Here is a 26,122-nt window from a genome sequence, read left to right as displayed (position 1 = left end):
GGCTTTACAAGAGCTATTTTTTGGACGGGAAGGTTTACAGGCCCCAAGACAGGATCTGGAGCGGACCCTGAAGGGGCGCATTGACGCCGCAATTGTAGGTGAGCGTAATATTGCCGCTTACGGTGTTGGCGTCCACGGGGCTGCCCGGCGTATGGGGGGCGTTTTCACCGATGATGAATCCATTAATGTTCCCATTGCCGCTAAGGCTGAACTGCTCATGAGCTGCGATCAGCCCGTTGTAGCCATTGCTTGGCGTACCGTTGATTGTGACATCTTGGCCCGCAATAAACAGGGTATCGTGAACGGTATAGTTAGCGTCGGCGCCTATCGTCGAGTTGCCCGCAAGGTCCAGGCTGCCGGTTGCAATCAGGGTAGTGTTCCACGGGTTGGCATCACTGCCTCGAGTGCCTGTTACCGTCGCGTTTCCCTCGAAGTAGTACGTGCCGTTACAGAAATCGTTGCCGCTCAACGTCCACTGAGCGAGGGGGGTCCCAGAGGTGTAGCTCCATCCACAGTAACTGCCCCCGGAAGCCAGGTCTGCCAACTCGGTGGTGCCGTTGCCGTTGAACACCTTACCATTCGCCATCATCTGAAATAATTTGTCTGCATCCAGGCTTGCCTGCGCGACGGCCAGGAAATCGGCCGGATCGATGTGCGGAATCGTCTTCTGCGGTTCTGGTGCCGTGTCGTGGTCACCGCCAATGCTTGGAATGCCGATCTCCTCATAAGTACCGCTTGAGGTGGCGTTGCCGCTAATCACAAGATTGATGCCGCCATTCACGGTAAGATCATCATTGGCGTGAACATTCCCGCATTGCCCATTGGTTGATAAAACGTCTGTGCTGCCGGAAATAGTCAGCGAACCGTCGGTAAGGATGGCGTCATCGGAGTGAAAAAAGGTGCTCATGATGGCCCTTCGAATTGCTTGAGACCCCCCAATGGCGCTAGTGCCGGTTGAAACCACCCTCCACGCCCAGAGGCCCGCCGCCTGGTACTGAACGTTATAGTTTCCTGCTCCCCCCAACTGGGTATTGGCTGCGATGCCTGGGACACTCTGGAGAGCGTCGGCGTTTGTCGTGAGGTTCGCGAGCGGTGTCGTCCGCAACGTGTTAAAGGTGTGCTCCAGTCCGGCCTCGGCCAAGAACTGGGCCTGAATGGCGCGCAGATGGTTTGACGCGATCTGCGCTTCAGAGCCTCCGATAGACAGAATGGCAGTCGCGAGCGCGGCCAGAACGACGAAAGCCATGAGCGCAAGCGGAAGGATAAGCCCCCGATTGTCACCAAGTCTCAGACGCCGCCTATTACCCAGGAAGTCTCCCGCTCCCGTCCCGAAATCCCCCCGTTCCCCCCTTTTGTAAAAGGGGGTTGGGGGGATTTTAATTTTACTAGGAGTCACAACTTTCATGCCCCTGGGTCTGCCGCCGGCGCATGGGATATTGGTAACGATTGTCCACTTCATGGCAGGCTCCTGGGCTTGACCCTGGTAGTCATACGGCGCGCGCTGCCGTCCGGACTCTGAACGGTGAGGTCGACTTGAATCTCCCTGATCACGCTCAGATTCAGTGGATTATTGCCTAACGACCCCCCGGCGGAATTGAAATAGGTGAAGGTCAGGCCCGTTACATTATCGACAATGGGTTGGGCGCCGCCTCCGCCCTGAGTCCTGGTGAGACAAGTTAAAGCCGGGCAGGTGGAAGTGGCATTTGCATTTCTGGCATAGGTGATGGTCTTGACATCCCGGACAAAACTGCCCGCGGGATAGGTTGTGCTGAGGTTTGTTGCAAGGGTGAGCGTGTTGCCGACTATGTTCGTAATCTGCCTGACATCTCGCGTACCACTATTTGCGATATAGACCGACTCGCCAACAATGAAGGCATTGCCGCCACTACGTCCCGTGATTCGGTTTACCGTAATTGTGTTGGTACCGCCGCCGGCGTCAGCCGTTAGTGTGATCTCGTTGCCAGCGGCATTCAAGGTATCTGCATCGACATCAGCCTGGAAGGTTATGGCGCTCTGAGAGGCGGCCGTGATGGCGTTGCCTGCGCCGTTGGCCCCGACCCAGAACGAGCCGATCAGCCTCAGCTCGTTCGCCATGCGGTCCAGGCCGGCCCTTGCCCCGACCTGCGCGGCCTCCAGGGAACTGGCCCGGATATAGGTGTCCTGCGAGACCCGGTAGACTCCCAGGATGGCCCCGCCGATCAGACCCGCAATGGCCAGCACGATTAACAGCTCAACGAGACTGTACCCATGCGTGGTAACAACACGCCTCATGGTTCGCCCCTTACGGCCTGGCGGCGACGAGTGTCGTGAGGTTTATGCTCTCCTGGTTCGCCCCCTGACTCGTCGGAAGGGTGAAGGCCACGGTGACGGTCACCTGTTTGGTGTTCGCGGCCGGACCGGTCACAACCCTGACCTGCCTGTTAAAGTTAGGAAAGCCGGTGACGGAGGTCTCGTCCGGGAAGTTGGGCGGGGGATTACCCGACGCAAAGGGATCGGCGGCCCCCACTCTGTACTGGACTCGTTTCACCTGCTCCAGCCGGTCCTGGGCGAGCATGGTCGCCGTCGACAGATAGTAGCCCCGCGTGACGGCGGCCTGGCCGAACGAGACGGCGCCCGCGCTCCCGCCGCCGCTTTGCAGCGCGGTCGTCGCCGCCACCCCTAAGACGGCTACGGTGAGAATCGCGAGGGCGATCAGCACCTCGACAAGGGTAAAGCCGCGCTGCGCCCGCATCTCGCCCCTCCTCACCCGCCGACCTGCGCAATACGAACGCGGCCCCTAGGGCTGACGACGACATCCAGGGCCGACGTGCCCTGCGCATTCTGCACGGTAATCGTCCCCCCTCCCGCGTCCCCAAGCGGGTTAAAGACCGGATTGGCGTTCGCAGCGGCAAGTTGAGCCTGATTAGTCAGTCGCCTGTAGCCATTTCCGTCGGTACCGGGGCCAACCCATGGGGCGCCGGACCCATCGACAAACCGCAATTGGTTCCCATTCGTATCGATCTGCACGGTGTAACTGGTGTTGCGGGAGATGGCCAGCTCGCGGGCTTGTTGGAGTACCGTCGCCAGTTCCTGGGCTGCCCCCTTGGTCTGCATCGCCTGGAGAAAGGTCGTAAAGAAGGGGATGGCCGCCACGCTGACGATCCCGATGATTGCCACTATCGTGATCAGCTCTGCGAGGGTAAACCCCCGTTGATTGCCGACTCGACTCCACCGACAGACCATCTGAACACCCGTCGTCTGAGGAAGGGCTCACTACTTTGAAGCCGTCAGGGAAAAGGGAATTGGGGAGAGGCTGCGCGCCTCTCCCCGCTGCGCCGTTACGACTGCTTACGGACGAGTGATGACGGGGGCTCCACCGGGCCCCGTTGCTGTCACGGTGAAGTCGGCCACATTGTTCCTGGTAAACGCGTAGGTCCAGCCCGCCGGAGGGTTCAGTGAGCCGCCTGCAGCAACGGCTGCAGGTGAAAACCACGGGCCCGAGGAGATACCGTTGGCATCAGTGACGGCTATAGTGAGGGGCAAGAGCCCAGTCCCTGCGGGTGGGGTGGCGCAGGCAGCAGCTCCCGCCGTGCCTGGCACTGCCGCAGCCGCAGTGCCCGGCACATCGCCGCAGTGGGCAGCGAAGGCAGACATTGCCTCTGCGATCGTCGCCACGTCGGATTGGGCCTTTCCGGTTCGCGCCTTCGCCTGCATGTTGGCATAGATCGGCATCGCGATCGCCGCCAGGATACCGATGATCGCTACCACCATCAGCAGTTCAATCAATGTGAAACCACCCTTGTTGCGTCCGACTAATTTCTTCTTCACCTTGTCCATTTCTCGTCTCCTTCTTCTACTCTCGTGTTTAAGGTTACCCGATACAATGACCACCACTTGGCTATCGAATGATGCATAGGTTGTGCCACTCTGCCCTGTGGATTGCTAATACTCACACTATTGATGATAATAAACTAGCGATAGATGTAATAGGATATGATCACACAATATTTCGTAGGTTGAGGGTTATTGGTCGTGTGGTTTCTTTGGTCTATCTGCTGGCTGGACGCCAAAAGAGACCGAATAGACGAGATCAACCAGGCAGGGGAGGTGACAAAAAATGTCGGTTCGCTGACGGTTTGTGAGGGGTTAGCGGCCCTTGGAGATACCGTATTTCTTAACCTTATACCGAAAGGCGCGAAAGGTCAGCTTAAGGAGCTCTGCGGCCTTGCTCTGGACCCATCCGCAGCGCTCAAGCGCCTGAAGCATCAGATCCTTCTCAAGTTGCGAAACCGTCTGCTCCAAATCGAGTCCCTCGGCAGGAAGGCTGAAGGTCCGTTCTTTCTGCTCGTCTTCACCCTTATCCTCGGTTCGCACCTGCACACAGATACTGGCGGGGGTTAACTGATCGGTTGTTTCGAGGGCCACAGCCCGTTCGATCACATTTTCCAGCTCCCGCACATTGCCCGGCCAGTGATACCGCATGAGGATCTCCATGGCCTCCGACGAGATGGAGGTCGGACCGCGTCGCTGGCGAAGCACGCACTGGTTCAGCAGCCGGTTAGCCAGCAATGGCACGTCTTCGGTTCGCTCGCGAAGCGGCGGCAGATGGATCGGAATCACGTTCAACCGATAGAACAGGTCTTCGCGAAACGCGCCGTCGGCCATTGCCTTGACCAGGTCTTTGTTTGTGGCGGCGATCAGACGGACATCCACTTCCAGATCCTCTGTTCCTCCCACGCGCCGAAAGGTTCGTCCTTGCAGGAACCGAAGGAGCTTGACTTGAAGAACCGGGCTCATCTCGGCAATTTCATCCAACAAGACTGTGCCGCGATTGGCCACCTCGAACAGTCCCGCCTTGTGGGCGACGGCCCCCGTAAAGGAGCCTTTTACATGGCCGAACAGCTCGCTCTCCAGCAGTTGCTCGGGGATCGCCCCGCAGTTGATGGCGAGAAACGGGCGCTCGGCTCGTGGGCTGGCACAATGGATCGTGCGGGCGACCAGCTCCTTGCCGGTTCCGCTTTCTCCGGTAATAAGGATCGTACTGTCCAGCTCGGCGACCCGAGTAATCAATTTATACAGTTCGACCATCTTCGGACTGCGGCCGATGAGCCCGGCGGGCTGCGCCTCCTCAATCGCGACCGGCCTGGAGGTCTGACCGGGCCGGGTTCTGGTCTTGGCTAATGCCTTTTCCACCACCAGCCGGATCTCGTCGATCCGGAAGGGCTTGGTGATGTAGTCATCAGCCCCCAATCGCATGGTCTGAATCGTCGAATCCATGGAGGCGTATGCCGTCATCATGACAACCGGCAAGCGCGGATAGCTCTTCCGTATGCCCGTCAACAGGCTGACCCCATCCACCTTTGGCATTCGAATATCAGAGATCACCAGATCAGGCGGCTTCTGTGCAATCAATTCGAGCGCCTGCTCGCCGTCAGCGGCGGCGATCACGCGGTGCCCCTGCTTTTCCAGGAGCACGGTGAGGAATTCGCGCATCCCCTGCTCGTCATCGACGACCAATATGGTTTCCAAAACGTAACTCCTCAGGTAGATGGGCTATAGCCTTTTAGGCTGTAGGCTGTAGGGGGTTAGGGGGTACTGCCTAACAGCCCACAGTCCAATCCCCTACAGCCTAATAGTCTTCAGCCTTCAGCCTGTTTGAGCAGGACCCGAAAAGTGGATCCGCCGCCCTTATGGCTGATCACCTCAATCCGACCGCCGAGATTTTCGATAATCTTCCGCGTAATGGTCAATCCCAGTCCCGTACCGCCGGGTTTCGTGGTGTAGAACGGATCGAAAATCCGGTCGACCTCTCCCGGAGCGATTCCCCGCCCCGTGTCGGTCAATTCTATCTCCACCCAGTCGTCTCCGTTTGCCAATCCAGGATGACGTATGGCAAAGCTGAGCTGTCCGCCCGTTTCCATCGCCTGAATCGCATTCAGCCCAAGGTTCCACAGTGCCTGTTTTAACTGATCAGGATCACCTGTCGCCATCACCTCCTCGGCCTCCCGTTGAATGGAAAAGGTGACCGGGTGGGTACTGTCACAACCCTTTTCCAGAAGCGAGACCGCCTCTGCGACCAGCGCGACGAGATTGCACTGTTTCTGTAAGGCCGGCGTCGGCCTGGCGAAATCCAGGAACTGCCCCGTCACCAACTTCAGTCGCTCGGCTTCACGAAGGACAATGGCGAGTAGTTGGGATGAGGCCGTACCACTTTCCTGTATCAGCTCGATGCACCCGCTGATCGCGGCCAGGGGGTTTCGTACTTCATGGGCCAGCCCGGCCGCCAGTTGGCCCGCCGTCGCGAGCCGGTCGGCTTGTCGGAGGCGTGCCTCGGTCTTTTTCTTCTCTGTCAGGTCCTGGAAGATGCCCACAAGTCCTACAAGGTGGCCTTCAGATGACTTCAGGGGGGTGAAGTTAATCCCGATCGGGATAGACTTGCCGACGTGATTTTGAATCGCAATCTCTTCGGAGCAGCCGCCAAAGGCAGGTGTAGGAGCGGCGAAGAACGTCTTAAGCCCATGAATAGCTTCAAAGGGGGTCTCCTGCCAGCGCTTATCGCGTATCTGATCGATCGTGACGCCGACGATCCGCTGCGCGACCCGGTTGAACGACACGATCTTGCCGTCGAGATCCAGCGTGACGATCCCGCTGGGGATGTTTTCGACGATGTCCTCGTGCAGGGTCCGGAGATTGCGGAGATCGCTTCGTTGGGCTTCGAGCTCGCGGCCGGTCTCTTTGAGCCGCCTGGCAAGCTGGCTGCCAAGGAGCGCCACCAAGAAAAAGGTCGCGCTGTTGATGAAGAGTTGCAGGAGCGTATAGACCGGATCGTATGGGGTGTCTGCCGTAGAGGGAAATTGCGTCCGCGGTGTCAGCCAATAGATCTGAACGTTTATCACGATCCCATACAGGATGGTGCTTGCGCCGGCGAGCAACAGGCTCGACCGCCGGGATAGCAGGATGGCTGCAGCGAGGACGGGGAAGACATAGACAAATGCAAAAAGGCTCTGGATCCCGCCGGTGTAGTGGACCAGCGTCGTCACCAGGCCGACGTCGATCCAGACTTGCAGGCCGCAGAGCCGTCTGAGCTGCGCGGCATACTTTAACGCAAGCAGATAGAAAATGGTAAGAAGACAGGCGCAGGCGGTTAAGACAAAGAGAGGAGTGAGTGCGAAGGGGGGGTGTTCCCGGAGAGCGAGGATGGCCGCTGAGCCCAAGAACAGGAAGGCCACGAGCAACCTGAGGCCGATCAGCCAGCGAATCTGCCGGCCCAGCGCAACCTCGTCGATTTGAAGCGCGTCTCTGCCCGTCATGGGTTAGCAGGTCCCGTCTGTCATTGCGAGGCGAAGCCGAAGCAATCTCACCGTCTGTCAGAACAACAACGGTGAGATTGCCGCGCTCCCGTTGGTCGCTCGCCATGACACATCCCAATGTGTATCTTTGGGTACCGCATTCAGCGCCCTATCACCGTCACCAGCTTGAAAATAGGCAGATACATCGCCACGATGATGCCGCCCACGACGACTCCGAGGAATACCATCAGTATCGGCTCAATCAGGGCGGTCAGATTGGAGACGGCCTGATCGACCTCGGCATCGTAGAACTCGGCAATCTTCTCCAACATCGAATCAAGCGACCCGGACTGTTCCCCAACACTGATCATCTGGACAACCATCGGCGGGAAGACCCCGGACGATTGAAGCGGCGCGGCGATGGTCTTGCCTTCGGCGATGCTCTCGCGGGTCTTCAGAATCGCCTCTTCCACGACCTTATTCCCGGCGGTTTTGGCCGTAATGTCCAGTCCGTCCAGGATCGGGACGCCGCTAGCGATCAATGTCCCCAGTGTCCGCGTGAACCGCGCGACGGCTACCTTTCGGAACAATGCTCCGAATATCGGAACCCGTAGAAAGAATTTATCAATAGCCCGTCGGCCTTTCTCTGTCTTATAGGTAAACCGGATGCCGGCGATCGCTGCGATGACGAGGCCGAGCACGGCCAGAATGTATGCCCGAACAAAGCGACTCGCCGCCATGACCACCCGGGTCGGAAGGGGAAGTTGGACCCCAGCCCCCTGGAAAAATCCTTCAAAGACCGGGATGACGAAGGTCAGCAGGAAGATAACCACGCCGACGGCGACCGTGACGATGGCACCGGGATAGATCATGGCGCCCTTGACCTTCCGTTTGAGCACCATCGCCTTCTCGATGTAGACCGCAAGGCGGTTCAGTATGGTGTCGAGCAGCCCGCCGACCTCGCCCGCCTCAACCATGTTGGTGTACAGCGGCGTGAATACCACCGAATGGCGTTTCAGGGCTGCCGCAAAGGTCGAGCCCGCCTCCACATCCTCTCTGATTCGGGTAAGGATGGTCTTGAACCGTTTATTCGGCTGTTGGGACGCCAAGGTATCGAGGCACTGTACCAGCGGGAGTCCGGCATCGATCATGGTGGCAAGCTGGCGGGTAACCACTGCCAGATCCTTCTCCTTCACACCCCTACCGAATCCGGGGACCTTCAGCTCGATCTGCTTGGGCTGCGGCTTGACGGCAATCGGAAAGATCTGTTGTTGGCGGAGCTGGGAGATCACGGCCTCCGGGGTATTGGCCTCCATCTGCCCGGCAACTATCTGGCCTGTCCGGCTTCGTCCGCGATAGGCAAATGTCGGCATCTGTTCCTCTAAAAACGGGTTTAGGGTCTGGGGTTTGGGGTTTAGAAACTCCCAAGCCTTATTCCCTACAGCCTAAACAGCTATAGCCTGGCTTTTTGTGCGCTGGATCATCTGAGTCAGCTCGTCGGGCAACGGGCTCCTGAATATGGCCTCTTCCAACGTAATGTTGCGCCTCAGATAGTGTCCGAGGAGCGATTGATTCATCGTCTGCATACCGAACTTCTCCTGGCCGGTCTGCATGGTCGAGTAGATCTGGTGGATTTTGTCCTCGCGAATCAGATTACGGATCGCCGGGTTCGGAACCATGATCTCCAGCGCCAGCACCCGCCCCTGGCCGTTGCTCTTGGGGATCAGCGCCTGGCACAGTACCCCTTCCAGGACAAAGGAGAGTTGCGCGCGGATCTGCGGCTGTTGGTGCGCTGGAAAGACATCGATGATGCGGTGCATGGTCTCTACCGCCGAGTTGGTATGCAGCGTCGCGAACGTCAGGTGCCCGGTCTCCGCGATCGTCAGGGCCGTCGCAATCGTCTCCTGGTCGCGCATCTCGCCGATGAGGACCTTGTCGGGATCCTGCCGCAGGACTCGTCTCAACGCTTCAGCAAACGACCGGGTGTCGGAGTGAACCTCGCGCTGATTGACCACACAACTCTTGTGCGGATGCAGAAACTCGATAGGGTCTTCGATGGTCACGATATGTTCATGGTGCTCAGAGTTGATCTTGTCGATCATGGTGGCAAGCGTGGTTGATTTTCCCGAACCGGTCGGTCCGGTGACAAGGATCAGTCCTTTGGGCTTCTCGCAGAGATCGGCAACGATCTTGGGCAGGCCGAGCTCTTCAAACCTACGGATCTCGTACGGAATGGGGCGGATCGCCATCCCAACGGACCCCCGCTGTACAAAGATATTGGCCCTGAACCTGCTTAAGTCCCTTATCCCAAAGGAGAGGTCGAGCTCTTGTTCTTCTTCAAACTGCCGCTTCTGGGCATCAGTGAGGACACTGTAGGCCAGGCGTTTGGTTTCTGTCGGAACGAGCTGCTCATCATTGAGGGGCGAAATCCGGCCGTGCAGGCGCAACATCGGTGGGACGCCGACCGTCAGATGCAGATCCGACGCGCCGCGTTCGACGATCTCTTTCAACATCTCGTGCAGGTCCATGCTTACCTCCTATCGAGATGTAGACTAGCAAAATCGATGCCAGATGAGACAGCTATCAGCGGTGAGCAGCCAGTGTCGTAAGTCAGAAGTTCGGGGGAGTCGGCGCTTCATGTATCGTCATTCCCGCGAAAGCGGGAATCCAGAACTCCCGGTATTTCCTGGATTCCGGCTCGCGCCCGCGATGCGGGCTTGGCCGGAATGACGTCCGAAACTATGCAACGGATTTCAGAGCGGGACATTAGCTCATAGCCGCCCTTAGAAGAGACTGGTGACTCGAATAACCTCTTCGACGGTGGTGACGCCTTCCCGAATCTTCTGCAATCCGCTCTCGCCGAGACTTCTCATGCCGTATTTGTGTTGCAGGGTGCGGAGCTCATTGACGGAGACGCCGTTCAGAATCGCCTCTCGCATCTGTTCGTTGAGCAGTACCACCTCGTAGAGCCCGATCCTGCCCCGATAGCCTGTATCACGACACGCGATACACCCTTTCCCCTGATAGCAGGTGATACTGCTGGCCTCCTGCGGGCTGAAACCGATCTCCTCCAGTGTGGCGACAGGGATTGCGCGCTCTGTCCTGCACTCCGGGCAGAGTCGGCGGACCAGGCGCTGGGCGAGCAGCAGGTTGAGCGAGGCGCTGACCAGATACGCCGGGACGCCCATACTGATCAGCCGTCCCACCGTGCTGATGGCGTCGTTGGTGTGGACGGTGCTCAGCACCAGGTGGCCCGTCAGGGCGGCCTTAATCGCGATCTCGGCCGTCTCGAAATCGCGGATCTCACCCACCATGATGATGTCCGGATCTTGTCGAAGAAATGACCTCAATAGGGCGGCAAAGGTCAGACCGATATCCGACTTCACCTGGATCTGGTTAATCCCGGTCAGGTTGTACTCGACGGGATCCTCTGCCGTCATGATATTGGTGCCGATACGATTCAACCGATTCAACGCCGAATACAACGTCGTCGTCTTTCCGCTGCCGGTCGGACCGGTCACCAGGACCATGCCGTAAGGGGCGAGGATGGCCTTTTCGAACATGGCGAGCGCCTCGGGCTCGAATCCGAGTTTACTCATGTCCAGTTCGAGGTTCGCGCGGTCCAGAAGTCGCATGACCACCTTCTCGCCGAATAACGTTGGGACTGTAGAGACCCGAAGGTCCAGCTCTCGCTCTCGCATCTTGACCTTGATCCGCCCGTCCTGAGGCATGCGCCGTTCGGCAATATCCAATCGCCCCATAATCTTGATTCGAGAGGTCACCGCGGCGTGCAGCGTCAGGGGCGGAGACATCACCTCGTAGAGGACGCCATCGAGTCTGAAGCGGATGCGAAATGCCTTTTCATAGGGCTCCAGATGGATATCGGAGGCGCCCCTATTGATGGCGTCGGTCAGGATCAGGTTGACCAGCTTGACGACCGGCGCCTCTTCGGTGGCCCGGTACAACTCGGCCAGATCGACCCCTCGCTGTTCCGGTACGGCAAGCCCCAGCTCTTTTTCCTCAAAATCCCTCACCAGGCTTCGGGCGAAACCGGCGGTATCGTAGTACCGGTTGAGGGCATTCTGGATCGATGTGTTCGGCGCGACCATCGGCTGGATGTTGTGACCGGTGATGAATCTGACCTCATCGATGGCGAAAATGTCGGATGGATCCGCCATAGCCACGGTGAGGACGCTTCCGGACTCGCCTAGCGGGATCAGCAGATATTTTCGAGCGACTTCGGCTGGAACCAGCTTCAGAATGGCAGGATCAATCGTCGTCTTGCTGAGATCGACGGGCGGCACGCCGTATTGGCGCCCCAGGAAGGCCGCGATCTCCTCCTCGCTGACGTACCCAAGCTTGACAAGAAGCGATCCGATCCGCCCGCCGGCGCTCTTTTGTACTGCCAGCGCCTCATCCAACTGCTCCGGCGTGATCAGGTTCGCCCTTACCAGCATCTCGCCCAATCGTCCGGATGACATCAATCTATCCTTTCCATGCGTAGCTACAACTGGCGCATCATGACGAATACCATCGGGTGTTTTAACATTTTATCATATCATATCTCAACGAACTCAGGCAATCGCAGGAGTAAGCGCTCGGCGCATCGCCTCCTCTGAAGGCTTGTGTCCGGTCCACAGTTCGAAGGCCAGGGCGCCCTGATACAGCAACATGCCCAGCCCCCCCAAGACCCGACATCCCCGCCCTTTGGCTGCTCGCAGCAATGCGGTCTCCAGCGGCCGGTAGATCAGGTCGTAGACCAATGTCTCTGACTGAAGCAGGCCGGGATCGATCGGCGGCGGATCGGAAGGATTGAGTCCGACCGACGTGGTATTGACGACCAGGGCGCTCTCCGTTACGCAAGACGGCAGACGCGGATCGTCCGGCCCCATTCCGACGGCCGATGTCCCGATTTGTCTGCGGATAAATTCAGCCAGTCGCTGCGCGCGCTCCGGCGTCCGATTGATGACGACAAGCGGCGTAGCGCCGGCCTCGGCGAGGCTGACGGCGACGGCGCGCGCGGCCCCGCCGGCCCCGATGATGACGACCGATTTTTTTTGCGGCAGAAACCCTGCCTCTTCATAAAGTGATCGGAGAAATCCCGGTCCGTCGGTATTGGCCCCAAGCAAGCGTCCGTCCCTGATCACGATCGTATTGACCGCGCCCACCGCTGCGGCCTCCGGGGTGACACGATCGACCAGCGTGAAGGCCTGCTCCTTGTGGGGGATCGTGACATTCGCCCCTCCGAAGTTGTCCATCTCGCGGAGGGCCGCGAAGGCGGTCGGCAGGCCTGCTGTTCGTACCCGCCATGGAAGGTAGAGGCCGTCGATGCCGGCCGCCTGAAGCGCGGCATTCTGCATGACCGGCGACAGGCTGTGCGCGACAGGGTCGCCGAAAAGGATGAATAGCTTTGCTGCGGCGGTAAATTGCATATGTGCCCCACGAACCACCCCCTCACCTTCATCCTCTCCCCCAAGTGTGGGGGAGAGAGATCTTTTGGGTGTGTCCCTCGCCCCTTAGGGGAGAGGGTTAGGGTGAGGGGAGCGGGATACCGTGTCTATTAATTGAATCCCTCGGTAAGGACGCGTTCCAGCTCGGTCCCGATCCGGGCCCTCCGCCCCTCATCGATCAGCTTGCTGCCGTCTTTATTTGTGACATAGAAGACGTCGACCACCTGCTCGGCCTCTGTGGTGATCTTGGCCGAGCGTATATCGACCCCGAGTTGCGACAGGGTACTGGTGATGAGGTACAGGAGTCCCAACCGATCCCGCGTTCGAATATCAAGGATGGTATAGGCATGAGAGACCAGGTTGTCGAACTCGACCTTCAGCGGGAACTCTGCACCCTTTTGAATCGGCCGGACCAGGCCTTCCTTCCGGCGGCCTTTGATGAGGTCGTGAACGGCCACCTTGTCCGTCAGAACATCGTGCAGGTCCGCAACGACCCGGTCCCAGACGGTCGGGTCATTGATGGCCGCGCCGCTGCCGTTGTCGACCCTGAAATGCCGAATGACCATCCCGCTTGCCATCGTGAAGATCTGGGCGCTCAGGATGTTCATCCCGTTGGCGGTAAGCGTCCCGACCACCTGCGCGAACCGCCCATGCCGGCCGTAGGCGCACACGGTAAACTCGGAATAGCCAGCCAATGGGAATGCCGTCCATTGACTGGCCGCCTCCTCGCCCCGCTGCACGCGAGCAATCACCCGCATGTGCGAGGCGACTTTATGGAGTGGGGTTGTCAGCAGGTAGCGTGTCGGGGCCTCCTGTACGTATCGTTTCACGGCCTCCACGCCGAATTCCGGCGACAGCTCTTGCGTAAGCTGCGATTTGGTTCGTTCAGCGCGAGCCAGATCGTCCTCCCCCTCGGGGATGCCCCTGATGAGGACCGTATGGGTCTTGATGTACAGCTCCCACAGTAATGTGCCCTTCCACTCGGTCCAGACCCCGGGCCCGACCGCCTTGATGTCGGCAAAGGTGAGCAGGTACAGCATCTTCAACCGATCGAGCGTCTCCACCTTTTTCGCAAAGTCGATGACAATGGCCTCATCGTCGAGGTCCAGGCGCTGCGCGATATACGACATCTCCAGATGGCGGGCCACCAGAAAGATGACGGTATCCGCATCCGACCTCGGGATACCCATCCTGTTCAGAATCGCCTCCACCAGGGAAGCGCTTTTAGGGGCGTGATCGGCCCCCTCCCCCTTGCCGATATCGTGAAGCAGAAGCGCCAGCCGCAAGAGCTCCAATCGCTTGGCATCCGATGCGAGTGACCGAAACTCTTCGCCGTAAAAGCGGGATACCTCATCCAGGTGTTCGAGCGTCTCGATGGCCAGGAAGGTGTGTTCGTCCACCGTATATCGATGGTAAAAATCAAACTGGACCAGACGCGTCAATTTGGCGAATTCAGGGATATAGGCCCCGAGTACGCCCAGTTCATGCATGTTGCGAAGGGTTGCGGCGACCCCCTGTGATTCCCGCAGGATCGCGAGGAAAAAGCCCAGCGCCCGGCTCGAACGCCTTACCCTCTCATCGATGAGATGGATCTCGACCCTGATACAGTCTTGGATCTCCTGACTCAACGTGTAGCCCATCTGCTGGGCATACCAGAAGACCTTCAGCAATCGAACAGGATCGTCTTGAAACAGACCCCGATTCTTCGGCGAGGCGTAGATGCTGCGATCGATCTCCGTCAGATCGTCACCGATATCGCGAGCCTTCAGTTTCCGCATCACCTTCTCCACCTGCGACCTCCCTTGCGTACAGCGCGAGATGACCTGCGCCGACAACTGCGAGATATCCTTTGCAGCCAGATAGTAGCGCTGCATAAACTGTTCTACGCCATACGACCGAGCGGTATCTAAAAACCCCAGGTTGGCGGCGACCTGCCCCTGAATGGAGAGCGACAGCACGTCGTGCTTGCCCCGGTACAGGTAATGCAGTTCATTGCGCAGGCGAAGCATGAAATCCAGGGCCGACTCCAGTCGTTCGCTCTCGTTCTGACCGAGCAGTCCTCGTTGCGCCAGCTCGGATGGCGTACTCACCTGCCGGGTAATTCGCGCAATACAGAGGGCGGCATGAAGATCCCTCAGGCCGCCGGTGCCCTCCTTGAGGTGCGGCTCCTGCACATAAATAGACGCCCCATACCGGTAGTGGCGCTCCTGCAACTCCTGGAGCTTCTGCGCGACAATCGTATCGGCCCGCTTACTCAAGACCGATCGCCCGAACTTGGCGCTGAATGTCTGATAGATCGCCGGGTCGCCGGCCAGGTAGCGGGCTTCGATCATCGAGCTGCAGGAGGTCAGGTCCGCCCGGGCCATCCGTATGCAATCGTCGATGGAACGACAACAATGCCCCACGACGAACCCGACATCCCAGAGGGTGCTTAATATCGGATGGAGGATCGTATTCAGGTAGGCGTCAGCCTTGCGGGGGTAGACAAACATCAGATCGACGTCGGAGGCCGGATTCATCTCGCGTCGGCCATAGCCGCCCAGCGCAACCAGCGCACACCCGTTGCCGCGCCGTTTTATACCTGGGTCGCAGGCAGTCTCCGTCGCATGAAAGAGTGAGGTCACCACCGCGTCTGTCAGTGTGGCGATGGATCGGGCCACCGTCTGCCCGGTTCCACCATTCCGATGGATCCGGAGGATCCGTGCCTGCTCCTCGGCAATACACCCCCTGAGGGCGGGGATCAGATCGTTTGCCGGCAGGCCCCCTTGCAATATCGACTGCAGGGCGCCGACCAGCGCCGGGCACTCGACGGCCGCGGGCGGCGTGACGGCCTGGGAATCCACGATGTCCGCCTTCCGGCTTCGCAATAACGCGAAACGGCCTTTCGTCATGATGTGAAATCGTTTCATCCCTTATCCCGCAATTGCACCTAGTATAGGCGGCCCTGTAAGATAGGGTCAAGGTCAATATCCTCGGCCCGCTCTCTGTGCCGGACAGACGTGCGTGACTCGTTTATGGTCTATAGGGGAGAAAACAGGGTTGACTCAGACAACGCGACGCCGTATGTTCGGCGTCTACGTAGCTCGTTGAGATCACAGGTGTCGACGTTGCGAAAAGGTAGAGTTGGTAGCCGGCCCATGTCATACGCATTGGTCCCGGTGGTACTACTGACCCTGTTCCTCGTCGGAGGATGCGTGGAGGCGCTGGAAACCCGATTCATCTTCTTCCCCGACAGGCGGATTGACGCAACGCCGCGCGACTTGGGCTTGGTCTTTGAAGAGGTCTACTTTACAACACAAGACGGGGTGCGCCTGAACGGCTGGTGGATTCCTGGAACCGGATCGCCTATAACGATCCTGTGGTTCCACGGCAACGGCGGCAACATCAGTCACCGCCTGGACAACATCAGGCTGCGCCACGACCTGCTGGGCGCCAACCTGTTTATCTTTGATTATCGCGGATATGGCCAAAGCGAAGGCACGGCGTCGGAAGAGGGAACCTATCGCGATGGTGATGCGGCGATCCAATATCTGCACAGCCGGGCGGATGTCGACCCGACCAGGGTCGTGTTCCTTGGCGAATCGCTCGGGAGTGCCGTAGCGGTTGAAATGGCGACCACACACGCGTGCGCTGCCCTGATCCTGGAGTCGCCGTTTCTGTCCATCGCGGAGATGGCGAAGGTGAGCTTTCCGTTTCTCCCGATCGGTTCGCTCCTTCAGACCAAGTACGACACCCTCTCGAAGATCGGACGGGTCAGTGCCCCTCTCCTGATCATACATGGCGAGGACGACGAGATCGTCCCGTTCCGGCACGGGCGACGCCTTTTCGAGGCCGCGGGCGAACCGAAGGAGTTTTACGCCATCAAGCAAGCCCGTCATAACGACCTCTACCTCGTCGGCGGTCAGGCCTACCTGGAGACCCTCAGTCGCTTCCTCGGCAGGCTGACCGAAGGCCGACCTTCGCCGTAAGCGGCCCGTCTCATCTACCCATCCGTTTCCGGTCACTCTGAACTTGTCGAAGGATGCGTAAGCGGGGCTTCGACAAGCGCATCCTGAGCACCACTGTTCGTTCCTCCGACAGGCTGAAGGCGAACGGTATCGGGGGGCTCAGCCCGAACGGGTTCAGTGTTGAGCGATTCCTGAAACACTGCACCGGCAGCACCCAGCGGAAATCGTATGATGAAACTGCTCCCGCGACCCCTCCCCTCTGAGGTTGCCCAGATCCTCCCGTTGTGCAGCTCGACGAGTTGCTTCGTCAGCGCGAGACCGAGACCGGTCCCATGGTACTGCCTGGCCAGGTTGAAATCCAATTGGGTAAACGGCTGAAAGAGTTTGACCAGATTCTCTTCGGCGATTCCGATGCCGGTATCGGTGACGGCGATTTCTACGGAGTCACCGGCAGGGGGTAGGGTGTAGGGTGTAGGGTGTAGCGGTCCCTCTTCCCGCCTGACGCCTGACGCCTCACGCCTTACGCGGGCGGTGACCGTAACGTGGCCACCTTCCGGGGTAAACTTGATGGCATTGGAGAGCAGGTTGTACAGGATCTGCTTAAATCGGACGGGATCGGCGGTGAGGGGGAGCATATCGGGCTCTACGTACGTCGTGAGGACCAGACGTTTCTGATCGGCCATTGGTTGCAGATCGCCAAGAACGGCCATCAGCACTTTATCGATGTCGAACGGCTCCGGGTACAGCTCGATTTTACCCGCCTCGACCTTGGCGAGGTCAAGGAGATCGTTGGTGATGATGAGCAGATGTCTGCCGCTGGCCCGGATATGGTTGAGATGTCGGGCCTGCTGTTCGTTGAGCGGCCCGAAGGCCGGGCTTCGCAGCAGTTCCGAGAAGCCCAGGATCGCATTCAGCGGGGTCCGGAGTTCGTGAGACATGTGGGTCAGGAACTCGGACTTGTGGCGGGACGCCGCCTCCAACTGCGCGTTGACCGCGCGCAACTCCCGCGTTCGCGCCTCGACGGTAGCTTCGAGTTCGTCGGCGTGGCGTCGCTGCGCCTCCTCGCTCTCTTGCAATGCGACGATATCCCGTCTGATTGCGCGGATGATCACCCCCCCGAGACAGACCGCGAATGCGATCACCAGCGCCATGAAGCCGAGCGTCCTGATCTGCCCGCTCCGCAACGCGGCAATGCGCGCCTGTAACGCCCCCTCCAGCCCTACCATCGCGTTATCGAGCAGCGCGAACTGACCGTCAATCGCCTGGGTGAATAGCTGGAAATAATCGGCCGGCGAATAGGTCGGCGTTTCGGCTTCCACAACCTGGGTTCTGGCGAGATTGATCGCCATCCGCGCGAGCAACATGCTGCCCTGCGCGATGTGGCCAAGGTCGGCCTGCATCTGCGGGTTCTGCGCCACCACCTTGTCCAACTCGCGGGCCATGTACTCGTGTTGCCGCTCGACATTGCTGATGAGACCGATCAACGCGGTGCGGTCCGCCAGTGTGATGCGCCGCTCCGCCAGCATGAGCATGCCGCGCGCCCGTGCCTGGCCGAGGAATTCGGTGAGGGTCGGCATATGCACCAGCAGCGCCATGGTAAGATGGTACTCATGACCGGTCGGGTCGTACGACAAGCCGAAGTGATCCAGTATGAGATCGAGCAGCTTCAGGTTGTCGGCGATGAGGGCCGTATGTGTGGCAAAACTGTCCTGGCCGGAGATCGAGCGCGAGGACACGCCGTTCGCAAGCGCCCGCCACGCCTCGAACGCCCGGCGGCAGGCGGCGGCAAGCGCGGCGTCATCGATCTCGGACTTCATCATCGCATCAAACGTCGCGACCGCCTTGTCGGTTTCAGCTTGCTTGGCGGCGCGCTGCATCTCCAACAGCGTATTCCCGCCCAACACGCCGGCCGAGAGCCCGCGGTGCTGTTGCTGCAATCGCACCATCTGCAGCAGCGCCTTGGACGGCGCAATCCCGGCATACTTCAGACCGGCCGCGCGCAGCGCTCTGCCGCTTTGCACCATGTACATACTGAGCGGCGCCGCCACCAAGGCAAGGCATACCAGCGCGAACCCCAGCAGTAATCTGGCGCGTATGGTCATATTGATTTACACACCCCGTTCACCCTGAGCCCTTCGAGATACCAACCGTTCGTCCTGAGCCTGTCGAAGGAACGAACGGTGTCGAACGGCTCAGCCCGAACGGGTTCAGTGTGAAGTGATTCGTCACACGCGACACCGGATACGCGCTCAACCGCTTCTTACGTCAAGCCAGGAGTCCGCCCCCCCCCGACCCCTCCAGCGGCATCGTGACCGTGACGGTGGTGCCCTGGCCAGGCCGTCCGGTGATCGTCACGGCTCCACCCAGCAGGAATGCCCGCTCGCGCATACTCAGCAGTCCAATGGAGTTCCGATCGGCCAGCGCGTGCTGGGTGATGCCCTTGCCGTTGTCGATCACCTCAAGCGTCAGTCGCTCCGCGTCGGCCCTCAGGGCGATGTGGACCCGGCTCCCCTGGGCATGGCGCGCAACATTGCTCAGGGCTTCCTGCACGATGCGAAAGACCGCGGTCGACCGCTCCCAATCCAACGCCGACTCCGGCTGCTGAATGGTGAGCAGCACCTGAATCCCCGTCCGGGCCTGAAATTCCTGCGCCTGCCATTCAATGGCCGCCACCAGCCCCAGGTCATCCAAGACACGTGGCCGTAGCTCACTGGCGACCCGTCGCACCCACCGGATCGTCTCGTCAACCGACTGCTTGATGGCGTGACTCTTTTCTTGCAGAGCGGCCGGCTCCTGCGGGAGCCGCGCGTGGAGCCACGACAGATCGATCTTCAGGGCAAACAGCAGTTGTCCCAGTTCCTCATGAATCTCCTTGGCCATCCGGCTCCGTTCATCCTCCCGTACCGATTCCAGCCGGGCGGTCAGGGTGCGGAGCTGCTCCTCCGCGCGTGCGCGCTCCTCGATCTCCTGTCTCAACATGTCGGCCTGGCGCCTGACCGAATCGTACAGGCGACCGTGCTCCAGGACCATGGCCACCTGATCGGCCAACGGAAAGAGGCGCTCGATGTCGCGCTCTGAGTACGCAGCCGGGGTCCGGCTGTCGAGATAGAAGACCCCTTTCGCCTCCCCGCCCACCAACAGCGGAAGCTCCAGGATCGTCCGAACCCCCTCCTGCGCCATGTACCGGTCATCCTCAAACTGCGCCTCCGTCGTCAGATCCCGCACCAGGCGGGGCTCTTTGTGGGTGAGGATCCATTCGATCCCAGTCTGTTGTGTCATGGACCAGCTCAGCCCGGCGAAGGCCTGGAGTGGGGGATCCGCAACGGCGTAGGCCACCACCAGCGTGTTCTCTTGCGGGACGATCACACCCAGGCGGTCGTACGGGACGTACGCCTTGACGGCCTGCGCGAAGGCCTTGAAGACCCCGTCGAGCTGCAGCGATTGGTTGAGCAGCCGGCTCATCCCGAACAGGGCCTCCCATTGGGCCGCGTGGGCCTTCGCCGCCTCATGCAGCCGGCTGAGCTCCGCTTCGCTCTGCCCGAGCGCCTCATTCGCGGCCGCCAGCCTCTCCAGATTCCACTCCCGCTGCTGGGCATCCGATTCTGCCCGCCTCGCGAGCTTCCGTCCGTACGCCGTCGCACCGACGATCATCAGCAGAATCGCGATGGCGATCCCATACTGGTACGTTCCGAGTGCGCCGGCCGCCGCCGACTGTTCGCGCAGGTGTTTCCGTTGAATCTCGGTGGCCTGCTGCCGTACCCGGTCCACAGCCTCCAGGACCTTGGTATACGCACGATCCATAGCCGCCATGCGCATGCCGGCCAGGTCAGGATGATGCTCTTTCATATGCGAGAAGACCAGCCTCGCGTCATCGACCATCCCGGTCATCGCGAATGCGACAACCTGCAAGCCCTCCTGGAGCGGCGCGGCCACCGTTGGGGCCACATTGGCCCTCACATCTTCCTGCAGCAAGGCGAGATGCTTACCCCAGACACGGAGGGATGCGTCGAACCTCTCCGACTCGGCCTCAGGATCCCGCGACTCGAAGACATCATTGCCGGGGGTGTTGACGGCGGCCGCCAGTTCGTCGAGTCGCTCGTAGCCGCTCATCCGGACGGTCCACTCCTGATTGACTCGGACCGCTTCTTCGTAGGTGCCTATCAGGTGGGCGACGATGTAGAGGCTGACCGCCACGGTCAGCACATCGAAGGCTGCAAGGAGGTAGTAGGTGCGGTGCCAGGTCTGTCTGGACACAGGCGCCGCGCTCGCCTCTGCCGCGATGACCGATCCCGGAGTTCCCGCCGCCTGTTTGTTCCCGGGCTCACTCATGCCTTATCCGATCCCTAGAACACACCGGCATTTTCAGCAACCCAACCCGTTCATGTGTCTGTCATTGCGAGCGACCAACGGGAGCGCGGCAATCTCACCGTATTGTACTGAAAGACTGTGAGATTGCTTCGGTCGCTACGCTCCCTCGCAATGACCGGAGGATTTACGATCTGCTTACCCGACGGTGACGTGCAGATAGAGATCGCCGCGCATACCATCCCGCCCTTCAAGCCCCTTCCCCTTCAGTCGCAACCTTGTCCCGGATCGGGTGCCTGGAGGGATCGTCACCATCAACTCTTCAAGTCGGTCGCCCCGCATGAAGCTGACGCGCTTCCGCACGCCGAATGCGGCCTCCTGCGCAGCAATGGTCAGATGATACCGGAGATGCGGATCATGATCGACAGGCCTGACCTCTCCGGACAGCCACCGCCTCGCCAACGTGATACCGGCCACAACCCCTCGGCCGATGGCGGCAAGCAGGCCCCCTGATTCTGATAGCTGATGGCTATGAGCTGAGCGCTGAGGACTGTCTTTCTGAACCGCCATACGGGCGGCACGTCGCCACAGTACGCCTGCCGGCGCGCCCATGAAGACGCCGCCGAAGATAAATCCGCGTCCGCCGAAGAAGACCTGTCGAACGAAGGCATCGTCGAAACGAATCCCGGCCCTGGCAAACTCGCGGCTCATCTCGGCAAAGACCGACGACAGATCGGGATTCGCAAAGAGGTCTTGGAAGATCTCGTCCTGGGAGTACCGGAATCCACCCGGCGCGCCACCTGCACCGACCGGCGCGTGGCGGAAGGCATCGTACTGCCGACGCTTTACCTGATCCGCCAGGACGGCATACGCCTCGCTGATCTCCTTGAACCGCTCCTCGGCCTTCGGATCTCCCGAATTCTTGTCGGGGTGATACTGGAGCGCCAGCCGCCGGTAGGCCTTTTTGATCTCCTCCTCCGTGGCGCCCGGCGATACACCGAGGATCGCGTAGTAATCCTTGCCATTATCACGCACTCGGACCATGGCGTTCTCTCCGGCACGTTCGTATGCAGGTCTTACACGCAGTGCGCAAGGTAATCCTTGATGGCGTCGTGCGCACTGCGAAATGCGAGGTCATTCCACGGAATCGAAGACGGGGAAAACGCCTTCGCATCAAGTGCCTCATCCTTCGCCTGAAGCTCGCCGCCCACCACATGCGCGGCATACGCGATGATCACCGCCGCCGAGTCCTCATACGAATAGACGTTCAGCAGCCGGTCGATCTCAACATCGAGATTGACCTCCTCCAGGGTTTCACGGACCGCGGCGGCCTCAACTCGTTCACCCCGATCAACAAATCCACCGGGAAAGACCCATTTGCCGTACGCCGGGGGAATTCCTCGTCGGACCAGGACGATCCCGCCATCGAGCATAAAGAGGGCTCCGGCGGCGACCTTCGGATCGGGATAGTGAACGAACGAGCAGCTCCGACAGGCCTGCAGTTCCGGTCCGTTTGCCTTCATCCGCCTTGGCTGTAATGCCTCTCGACACCGGGGGCAGTATCGAAACGGCGCATCCGATGGGTGAAGATGCTGAAGGGCGCGGGCGACGTCGCCCCCGGACTCCGCCATCCGCTCCAGGATCACCTCACCGATCTTTTGATGGACGCCCAACGGCCGGGTAATGCGGAAGGCGACCCCAGGGTGCAGGCTGGCCGCCTGCTTTACCCGGTCGGGAATGTGGGTGACGATGTGCTGGCCCGCCCCGAACAGATAGGGGAATACCACGATCTCCTCCGCCCCATCGGCCACACAGGCATCAAACCCTTGCTGAATGGTCGGTTCCTGGAACTCCATGTGGGCATAATGAACGATGGGCAGGCCGAAACGGCCCCGCATCATCAATGCGATGTCGGAAAGCAGTTCGCAGGATCCCTCGCGGCGGCTGCCGTGATCAATCAGAAGAAGCGCCTGCTTCATATGCGTGTGACCTCACTGTATGAACCTGTCGGTTATCAGCGATTCGATCGACCTTCAGCATGAAGTATACTACGCAGGGTGAGGGCTGACAATCGTTGACACTGCCCAAGAGTGGACATTTGGATGCGTCATTGCGAGCGTCGCGAAGCAATCCAACCGTTCTTCGTCCCCGTTTCTCCGAGCGCATTAGACAGAACGGTGAGATTGCCGCGCACCCTTCGGGTGCTCGCAATGACGGTATCGCCTGAGTTTGACAGATCTGCGCTGTTCTCCTAAGATAGCCTTGAAATGAGTGCTTCATTGCGACAGTCAACGCACATAAGCCGTCATACCCGCGAAGCTTGCCCCCGCAGGCTGTAAGCGGGGAGCGGGTATCCAGTAAAATCAATGGATTCCCGCTTAAAGACTGCGGGAATGACGTCCGGGTATTAGTCCAGTCAAGTATGAGCATCCTTCGTTTGCAGGTGCCGCACTGGGAGCAATTCGATGGTCTGATCCATGGCTTTCTTGGCCGTTTTGACGGTCGGGGCCTGTCAACCGACTCTCCCTTTCGCCTTGCCTGCAGCAATCACGAGGATCGTGAGACCGTTCAACAGAACTGGTGCGATCTGAAACAGGCGCTCAACCTGCCACGTATCACGATTGTGACCGCGCGACAGGTCCACGGCAACGCCGTCCTGGAGGTCTCGCGCGCCACCGATAAACAGGCCGGCGTCGGCGACGGACTCATGACCGATGCGCCGAATCTGTGCGTGGGGGTCATGGCGGCCGACTGCGTCCCTATCCTGTTCATGGAGCCTGTTCGGAAGATCGCCGCGGCCGTCCATGCCGGCTGGCGGGGGACCGCTGCCGGCATCGCGCCTCGAGCGGTGGCGCTGATGCGCGAGGCGTACCGAATCGAACCTTCTGCGCTTCAGGTGGCGATGGGACCCTCAATCGGCCCATGTTGCTATGAGGTGGGACCGGAGGTCGAGGCGCAGATCGCCGCCAACTGGGGAGAGGAACTGAAGAACGCCTGGACACGGGACGGGACAAAGGGACGGCTGGATCTCAGGGCCCTGAACGAGGCGCAGCTCCTCGGTGCGGGCGTTCCCCGATCGCACATTCAGAAGATCGGCCCCTGTACGGCGTGCAATGTCGATACGTACTTCTCCTATCGGAAAGAGGGGAGGACCGGCCATCAGTTGAGCTTCATCGGCTGGCGGTCGTAGCGTCGATCTCGGCCCATGGCAGCAGGTCTACTACGCCGAGTTCGACGGGCCGCGTAGGCAGCGGGCGATCATTCAGGATGGGGGTAATGGGCAGGCTGAAGGTCAACCCCACCGTAAACTGCCAATCGGGCGCACTGCTGCTGAAGCCGCGTCTGATCGCTGCGTCGATCATGACCTTCGACGGCGGCGGCTGCCAGATGAAGCCGATCAGGCCGGAGTTGTCGGGAAGCCGCCCTTTGGCGCTCTCGCCATTGATCTCCCCTACCAGCCTGAAGTTTTGGAAGACCGGCAGCTCCACGATCATTCCCCAGATGACGAACGGATTAGCCCGTTCCCGGTTCACGCCTCCGCCCGCGTTCAGGTGATACGTGAAGGACGCCAGCCTCCCGCTTAAAATCCCGATCCCTTCAAAGCCGAGACGCTGCTCACCCTTTACCGTGGAAGGTAACAGAGGTCCGGCCTCAACCGCGAAGCCCATCCCTTCTTTCTCCTGCAGGACGCCCTCTTTCAGCACCGCCTTCAGGAAGAGCCCCGGGTCGATGAGCTGGGCGCCTCGACCCGGAGGCTTGGCGACCTCGAACTCCCCAACGACCTCCAAGTCTCTGACGATGCCGTAGTTAAGGACTACCTTGGGGACGATGAAGGTGTTAGCCTCGTTATTGCGTTCCAGGGCAAAGTAGCCCAACTCGACCTCCAATTCGCGCGGATTGGCAACGGCCGCATCGGTCGAGACAAAGGGCCGGTAGCCCCAGGCCGTAGAGGCCGGCAGGAGTAAGACACACGCCAGCAGCCAGATGTGATGCCGCATGTCGCGCCTCACGGCGCCATGTCGTAGACTCGTATTTCAGCCTCGCGACCGCCGCGTCGTGGGACCGCCAGATAAAGGCGATGCAGTTCGGACACGAACAGCGACGTCCGAGCCCCAGGGGCGGTCGGGATTGTCGTGACGCGCCGGTAGTGATCGGCATCGGCCTGCTCGAAGACCTCGATGAACCCTTCGCCGCCGGACAGGTAGATGCGCCCGCGTGCTGCATCGTAAAAGATGTCATCGGCATCCGCGGTGCTGTCCAGGCGTGCCACGGTCTTCCCCGACTCCGTGTCAAACACGAGGAGCGTGGCGGGCCTTCGACACCCGACGAACAACCGGTGGTGAGGCTCGTCCAGTGCCATCGGGAAGTTGGCTTGAGTCGTCGTCAGCGGCCATGTGGCGACGACTGTGCCTTTTTCCCGGTCAACGACTGCGATATGGTTTGCCGTGGGGACATTCACGAAGATCCTTGGGCCGGCAGCCTCCAACTGGAACGACTCGGGGTGGCCGGCGAGCGGGATGTCAGCCGGCCGTTTGCCGGTTGCCGCCTCGATCATTGCCAGCCTGCCGCGACCGTAGCCCACGTAAAGATGTTTAGCAGCGGGATCGTAACGAATATTATCCGCGTCGTCGCCAAGCTTAATTCGCTTCTCCAAGTTGACCGAGTCGCCGGTGAATACCTCTACGGTCCCATCTCGTGCGCTGGTCACGAACAGCCTATTGCGTCCCGGGAGATATAGAACGCCCTGGGGTTCGCGCAGTCCGGTGACGCTGCGAAGACGTCTGCCTGCATGCAGGTCTACGACCTCCAGGGTATTGTTGCCGAGGGCGGCAACGAACAGCCGCCGGCCTTTGAGGTCCACGGCCAGGTGGTCGATCCGTCCGTTCACGTCCGGCAATGGGATGGTCTGTATCAGCCGAAGCGGCGCCGGGCCCTGGGCGCGAGCAGCAAGTGTGGGTGCGGCTACGGCTACGACAAGCACCGCTGCCAGGAATCGGCCCATTCTCTGTCCCGCGACAATCACTTGATGCGAGCGGCCTCCTTCGCTTGCGCGTCGAGCGCGGCCTTCAGTCCTTTTGCTTAGGCTCATCCGTATTGGCTCCTTATCCCCGACTCACTTGACAAAGATCCATGTCGGCTTGAGCAGCGGGAA

The 26,122-nt window shown here is 60.0% G+C and carries 19 protein-coding genes and 1 pseudogene; 3 read left to right on the top strand and 17 right to left on the bottom strand.

Annotated features, from left to right (window positions below; translation table 11 throughout):
- Positions 1–34 precede the first annotated feature (34 nt).
- The 12 genes from C3F12_13990 to glnD form a co-directional block, all read right to left on the bottom strand.
- Complete coding sequence (locus C3F12_13990) at positions 35–1,459, bottom strand: hypothetical protein (protein ID PWB43005.1); 1,425 nt, start codon at positions 1,457–1,459, stop codon at positions 35–37.
- The gene (locus C3F12_13985) at positions 1,456–2,271 is read right to left on the bottom strand and encodes a hypothetical protein (GenBank protein ID PWB43004.1); all 816 of its coding nucleotides are present in this window, start codon (positions 2,269–2,271) and stop codon (positions 1,456–1,458) included. Before C3F12_13985 ends, C3F12_13990 begins: the two co-directional genes overlap by 4 nt.
- Before the next feature lie 10 nt (positions 2,272–2,281).
- On the bottom strand, positions 2,282–2,731 hold the full coding sequence (locus C3F12_13980) for a hypothetical protein (GenBank protein PWB43003.1): 450 nt from the start codon (positions 2,729–2,731) through the stop codon (positions 2,282–2,284).
- 11 nt (positions 2,732–2,742) lie between these two features.
- Positions 2,743–3,222: a hypothetical protein gene (locus tag C3F12_13975; protein ID PWB43002.1), complete on the bottom strand. Its 480-nt coding sequence runs from the start codon at positions 3,220–3,222 to the stop codon at positions 2,743–2,745.
- Positions 3,223–3,327: 105 nt separating this feature from the next.
- Positions 3,328–3,816: a hypothetical protein gene (locus tag C3F12_13970; GenBank protein PWB43001.1), complete on the bottom strand. Its 489-nt coding sequence runs from the start codon at positions 3,814–3,816 to the stop codon at positions 3,328–3,330.
- 309 nt (positions 3,817–4,125) lie between these two features.
- On the bottom strand, positions 4,126–5,508 hold the full coding sequence (locus C3F12_13965; GenBank protein PWB43000.1) for a Fis family transcriptional regulator: 1,383 nt from the start codon (positions 5,506–5,508) through the stop codon (positions 4,126–4,128).
- 110 nt (positions 5,509–5,618) lie between these two features.
- The gene (locus C3F12_13960; GenBank protein ID PWB42999.1) at positions 5,619–7,289 is read right to left on the bottom strand and encodes a hypothetical protein; all 1,671 of its coding nucleotides are present in this window, start codon (positions 7,287–7,289) and stop codon (positions 5,619–5,621) included.
- Between the two features lie 140 nt (positions 7,290–7,429).
- Positions 7,430–8,641, bottom strand: a complete 1,212-nt coding sequence (locus tag C3F12_13955) for a pilus assembly protein PilC (GenBank protein ID PWB42998.1) — start codon at positions 8,639–8,641, stop codon at positions 7,430–7,432.
- A gap of 72 nt (positions 8,642–8,713) precedes the next feature.
- Complete coding sequence (locus tag C3F12_13950) at positions 8,714–9,796, bottom strand: type IV pili twitching motility protein PilT (GenBank protein PWB42997.1); 1,083 nt, start codon at positions 9,794–9,796, stop codon at positions 8,714–8,716.
- 255 nt (positions 9,797–10,051) lie between these two features.
- Positions 10,052–11,749: a type IV-A pilus assembly ATPase PilB gene (gene pilB, locus C3F12_13945; protein PWB42996.1), complete on the bottom strand. Its 1,698-nt coding sequence runs from the start codon at positions 11,747–11,749 to the stop codon at positions 10,052–10,054.
- Positions 11,750–11,842: 93 nt separating this feature from the next.
- Entirely contained in the window at positions 11,843–12,700 is an 858-nt protein-coding gene (locus C3F12_13940) for a shikimate dehydrogenase (GenBank protein PWB42995.1), read from the bottom strand.
- A 128-nt stretch (positions 12,701–12,828) separates the two neighbouring features.
- A complete protein-coding gene (gene glnD, locus C3F12_13935) occupies positions 12,829–15,627 on the bottom strand; it encodes a [protein-PII] uridylyltransferase (GenBank protein ID PWB42994.1) in 2,799 nt (932 codons plus the stop codon).
- A 105-nt stretch (positions 15,628–15,732) separates the two neighbouring features.
- On the opposite strand from glnD, the gene C3F12_13930 reads away from it, so the two are divergent.
- Positions 15,733–16,686, top strand: coding sequence for a hypothetical protein (locus C3F12_13930; protein ID PWB42993.1), 954 nt, complete (start codon positions 15,733–15,735; stop codon positions 16,684–16,686).
- 32 nt (positions 16,687–16,718) lie between these two features.
- Here C3F12_13930 and C3F12_13925 read toward each other — a convergent pair whose 3' ends face one another.
- From C3F12_13925 to C3F12_13910, 4 genes are all read right to left on the bottom strand, one after another.
- Positions 16,719–18,767: a hypothetical protein gene (locus C3F12_13925; protein PWB42992.1), complete on the bottom strand. Its 2,049-nt coding sequence runs from the start codon at positions 18,765–18,767 to the stop codon at positions 16,719–16,721.
- Between the two features lie 163 nt (positions 18,768–18,930).
- On the bottom strand, positions 18,931–20,994 hold the full coding sequence (locus C3F12_13920; GenBank protein PWB42991.1) for a hypothetical protein: 2,064 nt from the start codon (positions 20,992–20,994) through the stop codon (positions 18,931–18,933).
- A 174-nt stretch (positions 20,995–21,168) separates the two neighbouring features.
- The gene (locus tag C3F12_13915) at positions 21,169–22,014 is read right to left on the bottom strand and encodes a hypothetical protein (protein PWB42990.1); all 846 of its coding nucleotides are present in this window, start codon (positions 22,012–22,014) and stop codon (positions 21,169–21,171) included.
- A 32-nt stretch (positions 22,015–22,046) separates the two neighbouring features.
- The gene (locus tag C3F12_13910) at positions 22,047–22,949 is read right to left on the bottom strand and encodes a hypothetical protein (GenBank protein ID PWB42989.1); all 903 of its coding nucleotides are present in this window, start codon (positions 22,947–22,949) and stop codon (positions 22,047–22,049) included.
- A gap of 443 nt (positions 22,950–23,392) precedes the next feature.
- Between C3F12_13910 and pgeF the strand changes: the two genes are divergently transcribed.
- Both pgeF and C3F12_13900 read left to right on the top strand, forming a co-directional pair.
- Entirely contained in the window at positions 23,393–24,160 is a 768-nt protein-coding gene (gene pgeF, locus C3F12_13905) for a peptidoglycan editing factor PgeF (protein PWB42988.1), read from the top strand.
- Positions 24,153–24,236: pseudogene (locus C3F12_13900) on the top strand (secondary thiamine-phosphate synthase enzyme). Before pgeF ends, C3F12_13900 begins: the two are co-directional and overlap by 8 nt.
- A gap of 740 nt (positions 24,237–24,976) precedes the next feature.
- On the opposite strand, the gene C3F12_13895 reads toward C3F12_13900, so the two are convergent.
- Entirely contained in the window at positions 24,977–25,993 is a 1,017-nt protein-coding gene (locus C3F12_13895) for a hypothetical protein (protein PWB42987.1), read from the bottom strand.
- Between the last annotated feature and the right edge of the window lie 129 nt (positions 25,994–26,122).

The organism is Candidatus Methylomirabilota bacterium (genome assembly GCA_003104975.1).
Lineage (GTDB): Bacteria > Methylomirabilota > Methylomirabilia > Methylomirabilales > Methylomirabilaceae > Methylomirabilis.
This window is presented reverse-complemented; position numbering and strand designations above follow the sequence as displayed.

Excerpts from the sequence above, each read along its gene's own strand:
- C3F12_13990 (PWB43005.1), bottom strand. The coding sequence starts at position 1,459 with ATGAAGTGGACAATCGTTACCAATATCCCATGCGCCGGCGGCAGACCC.
- C3F12_13985 (PWB43004.1), bottom strand. The coding sequence starts at position 2,271 with ATGAGGCGTGTTGTTACCACGCATGGGTACAGTCTCGTTGAGCTGTTA.
- C3F12_13980 (PWB43003.1), bottom strand. The coding sequence starts at position 2,731 with ATGCGGGCGCAGCGCGGCTTTACCCTTGTCGAGGTGCTGATCGCCCTC.
- C3F12_13975 (PWB43002.1), bottom strand. The coding sequence starts at position 3,222 with ATGGTCTGTCGGTGGAGTCGAGTCGGCAATCAACGGGGGTTTACCCTC.
- C3F12_13970 (PWB43001.1), bottom strand. The coding sequence starts at position 3,816 with ATGGACAAGGTGAAGAAGAAATTAGTCGGACGCAACAAGGGTGGTTTC.
- C3F12_13960 (PWB42999.1), bottom strand. The coding sequence starts at position 7,289 with ATGACGGGCAGAGACGCGCTTCAAATCGACGAGGTTGCGCTGGGCCGG.
- C3F12_13955 (PWB42998.1), bottom strand. The coding sequence starts at position 8,641 with ATGCCGACATTTGCCTATCGCGGACGAAGCCGGACAGGCCAGATAGTT.
- C3F12_13950 (PWB42997.1), bottom strand. The coding sequence starts at position 9,796 with ATGGACCTGCACGAGATGTTGAAAGAGATCGTCGAACGCGGCGCGTCG.
- pilB (PWB42996.1), bottom strand. The coding sequence starts at position 11,749 with ATGTCATCCGGACGATTGGGCGAGATGCTGGTAAGGGCGAACCTGATC.
- C3F12_13940 (PWB42995.1), bottom strand. The coding sequence starts at position 12,700 with ATGCAATTTACCGCCGCAGCAAAGCTATTCATCCTTTTCGGCGACCCT.
- glnD (PWB42994.1), bottom strand. The coding sequence starts at position 15,627 with ATGAAACGATTTCACATCATGACGAAAGGCCGTTTCGCGTTATTGCGA.
- C3F12_13930 (PWB42993.1), top strand. The coding sequence starts at position 15,733 with ATGGTCTATAGGGGAGAAAACAGGGTTGACTCAGACAACGCGACGCCG.
- C3F12_13925 (PWB42992.1), bottom strand. The coding sequence starts at position 18,767 with ATGACCATACGCGCCAGATTACTGCTGGGGTTCGCGCTGGTATGCCTT.
- C3F12_13920 (PWB42991.1), bottom strand. The coding sequence starts at position 20,994 with ATGAGTGAGCCCGGGAACAAACAGGCGGCGGGAACTCCGGGATCGGTC.
- C3F12_13915 (PWB42990.1), bottom strand. The coding sequence starts at position 22,014 with ATGGTCCGAGTGCGTGATAATGGCAAGGATTACTACGCGATCCTCGGT.
- C3F12_13910 (PWB42989.1), bottom strand. The coding sequence starts at position 22,949 with ATGAAGCAGGCGCTTCTTCTGATTGATCACGGCAGCCGCCGCGAGGGA.
- pgeF (PWB42988.1), top strand. The coding sequence starts at position 23,393 with ATGAGCATCCTTCGTTTGCAGGTGCCGCACTGGGAGCAATTCGATGGT.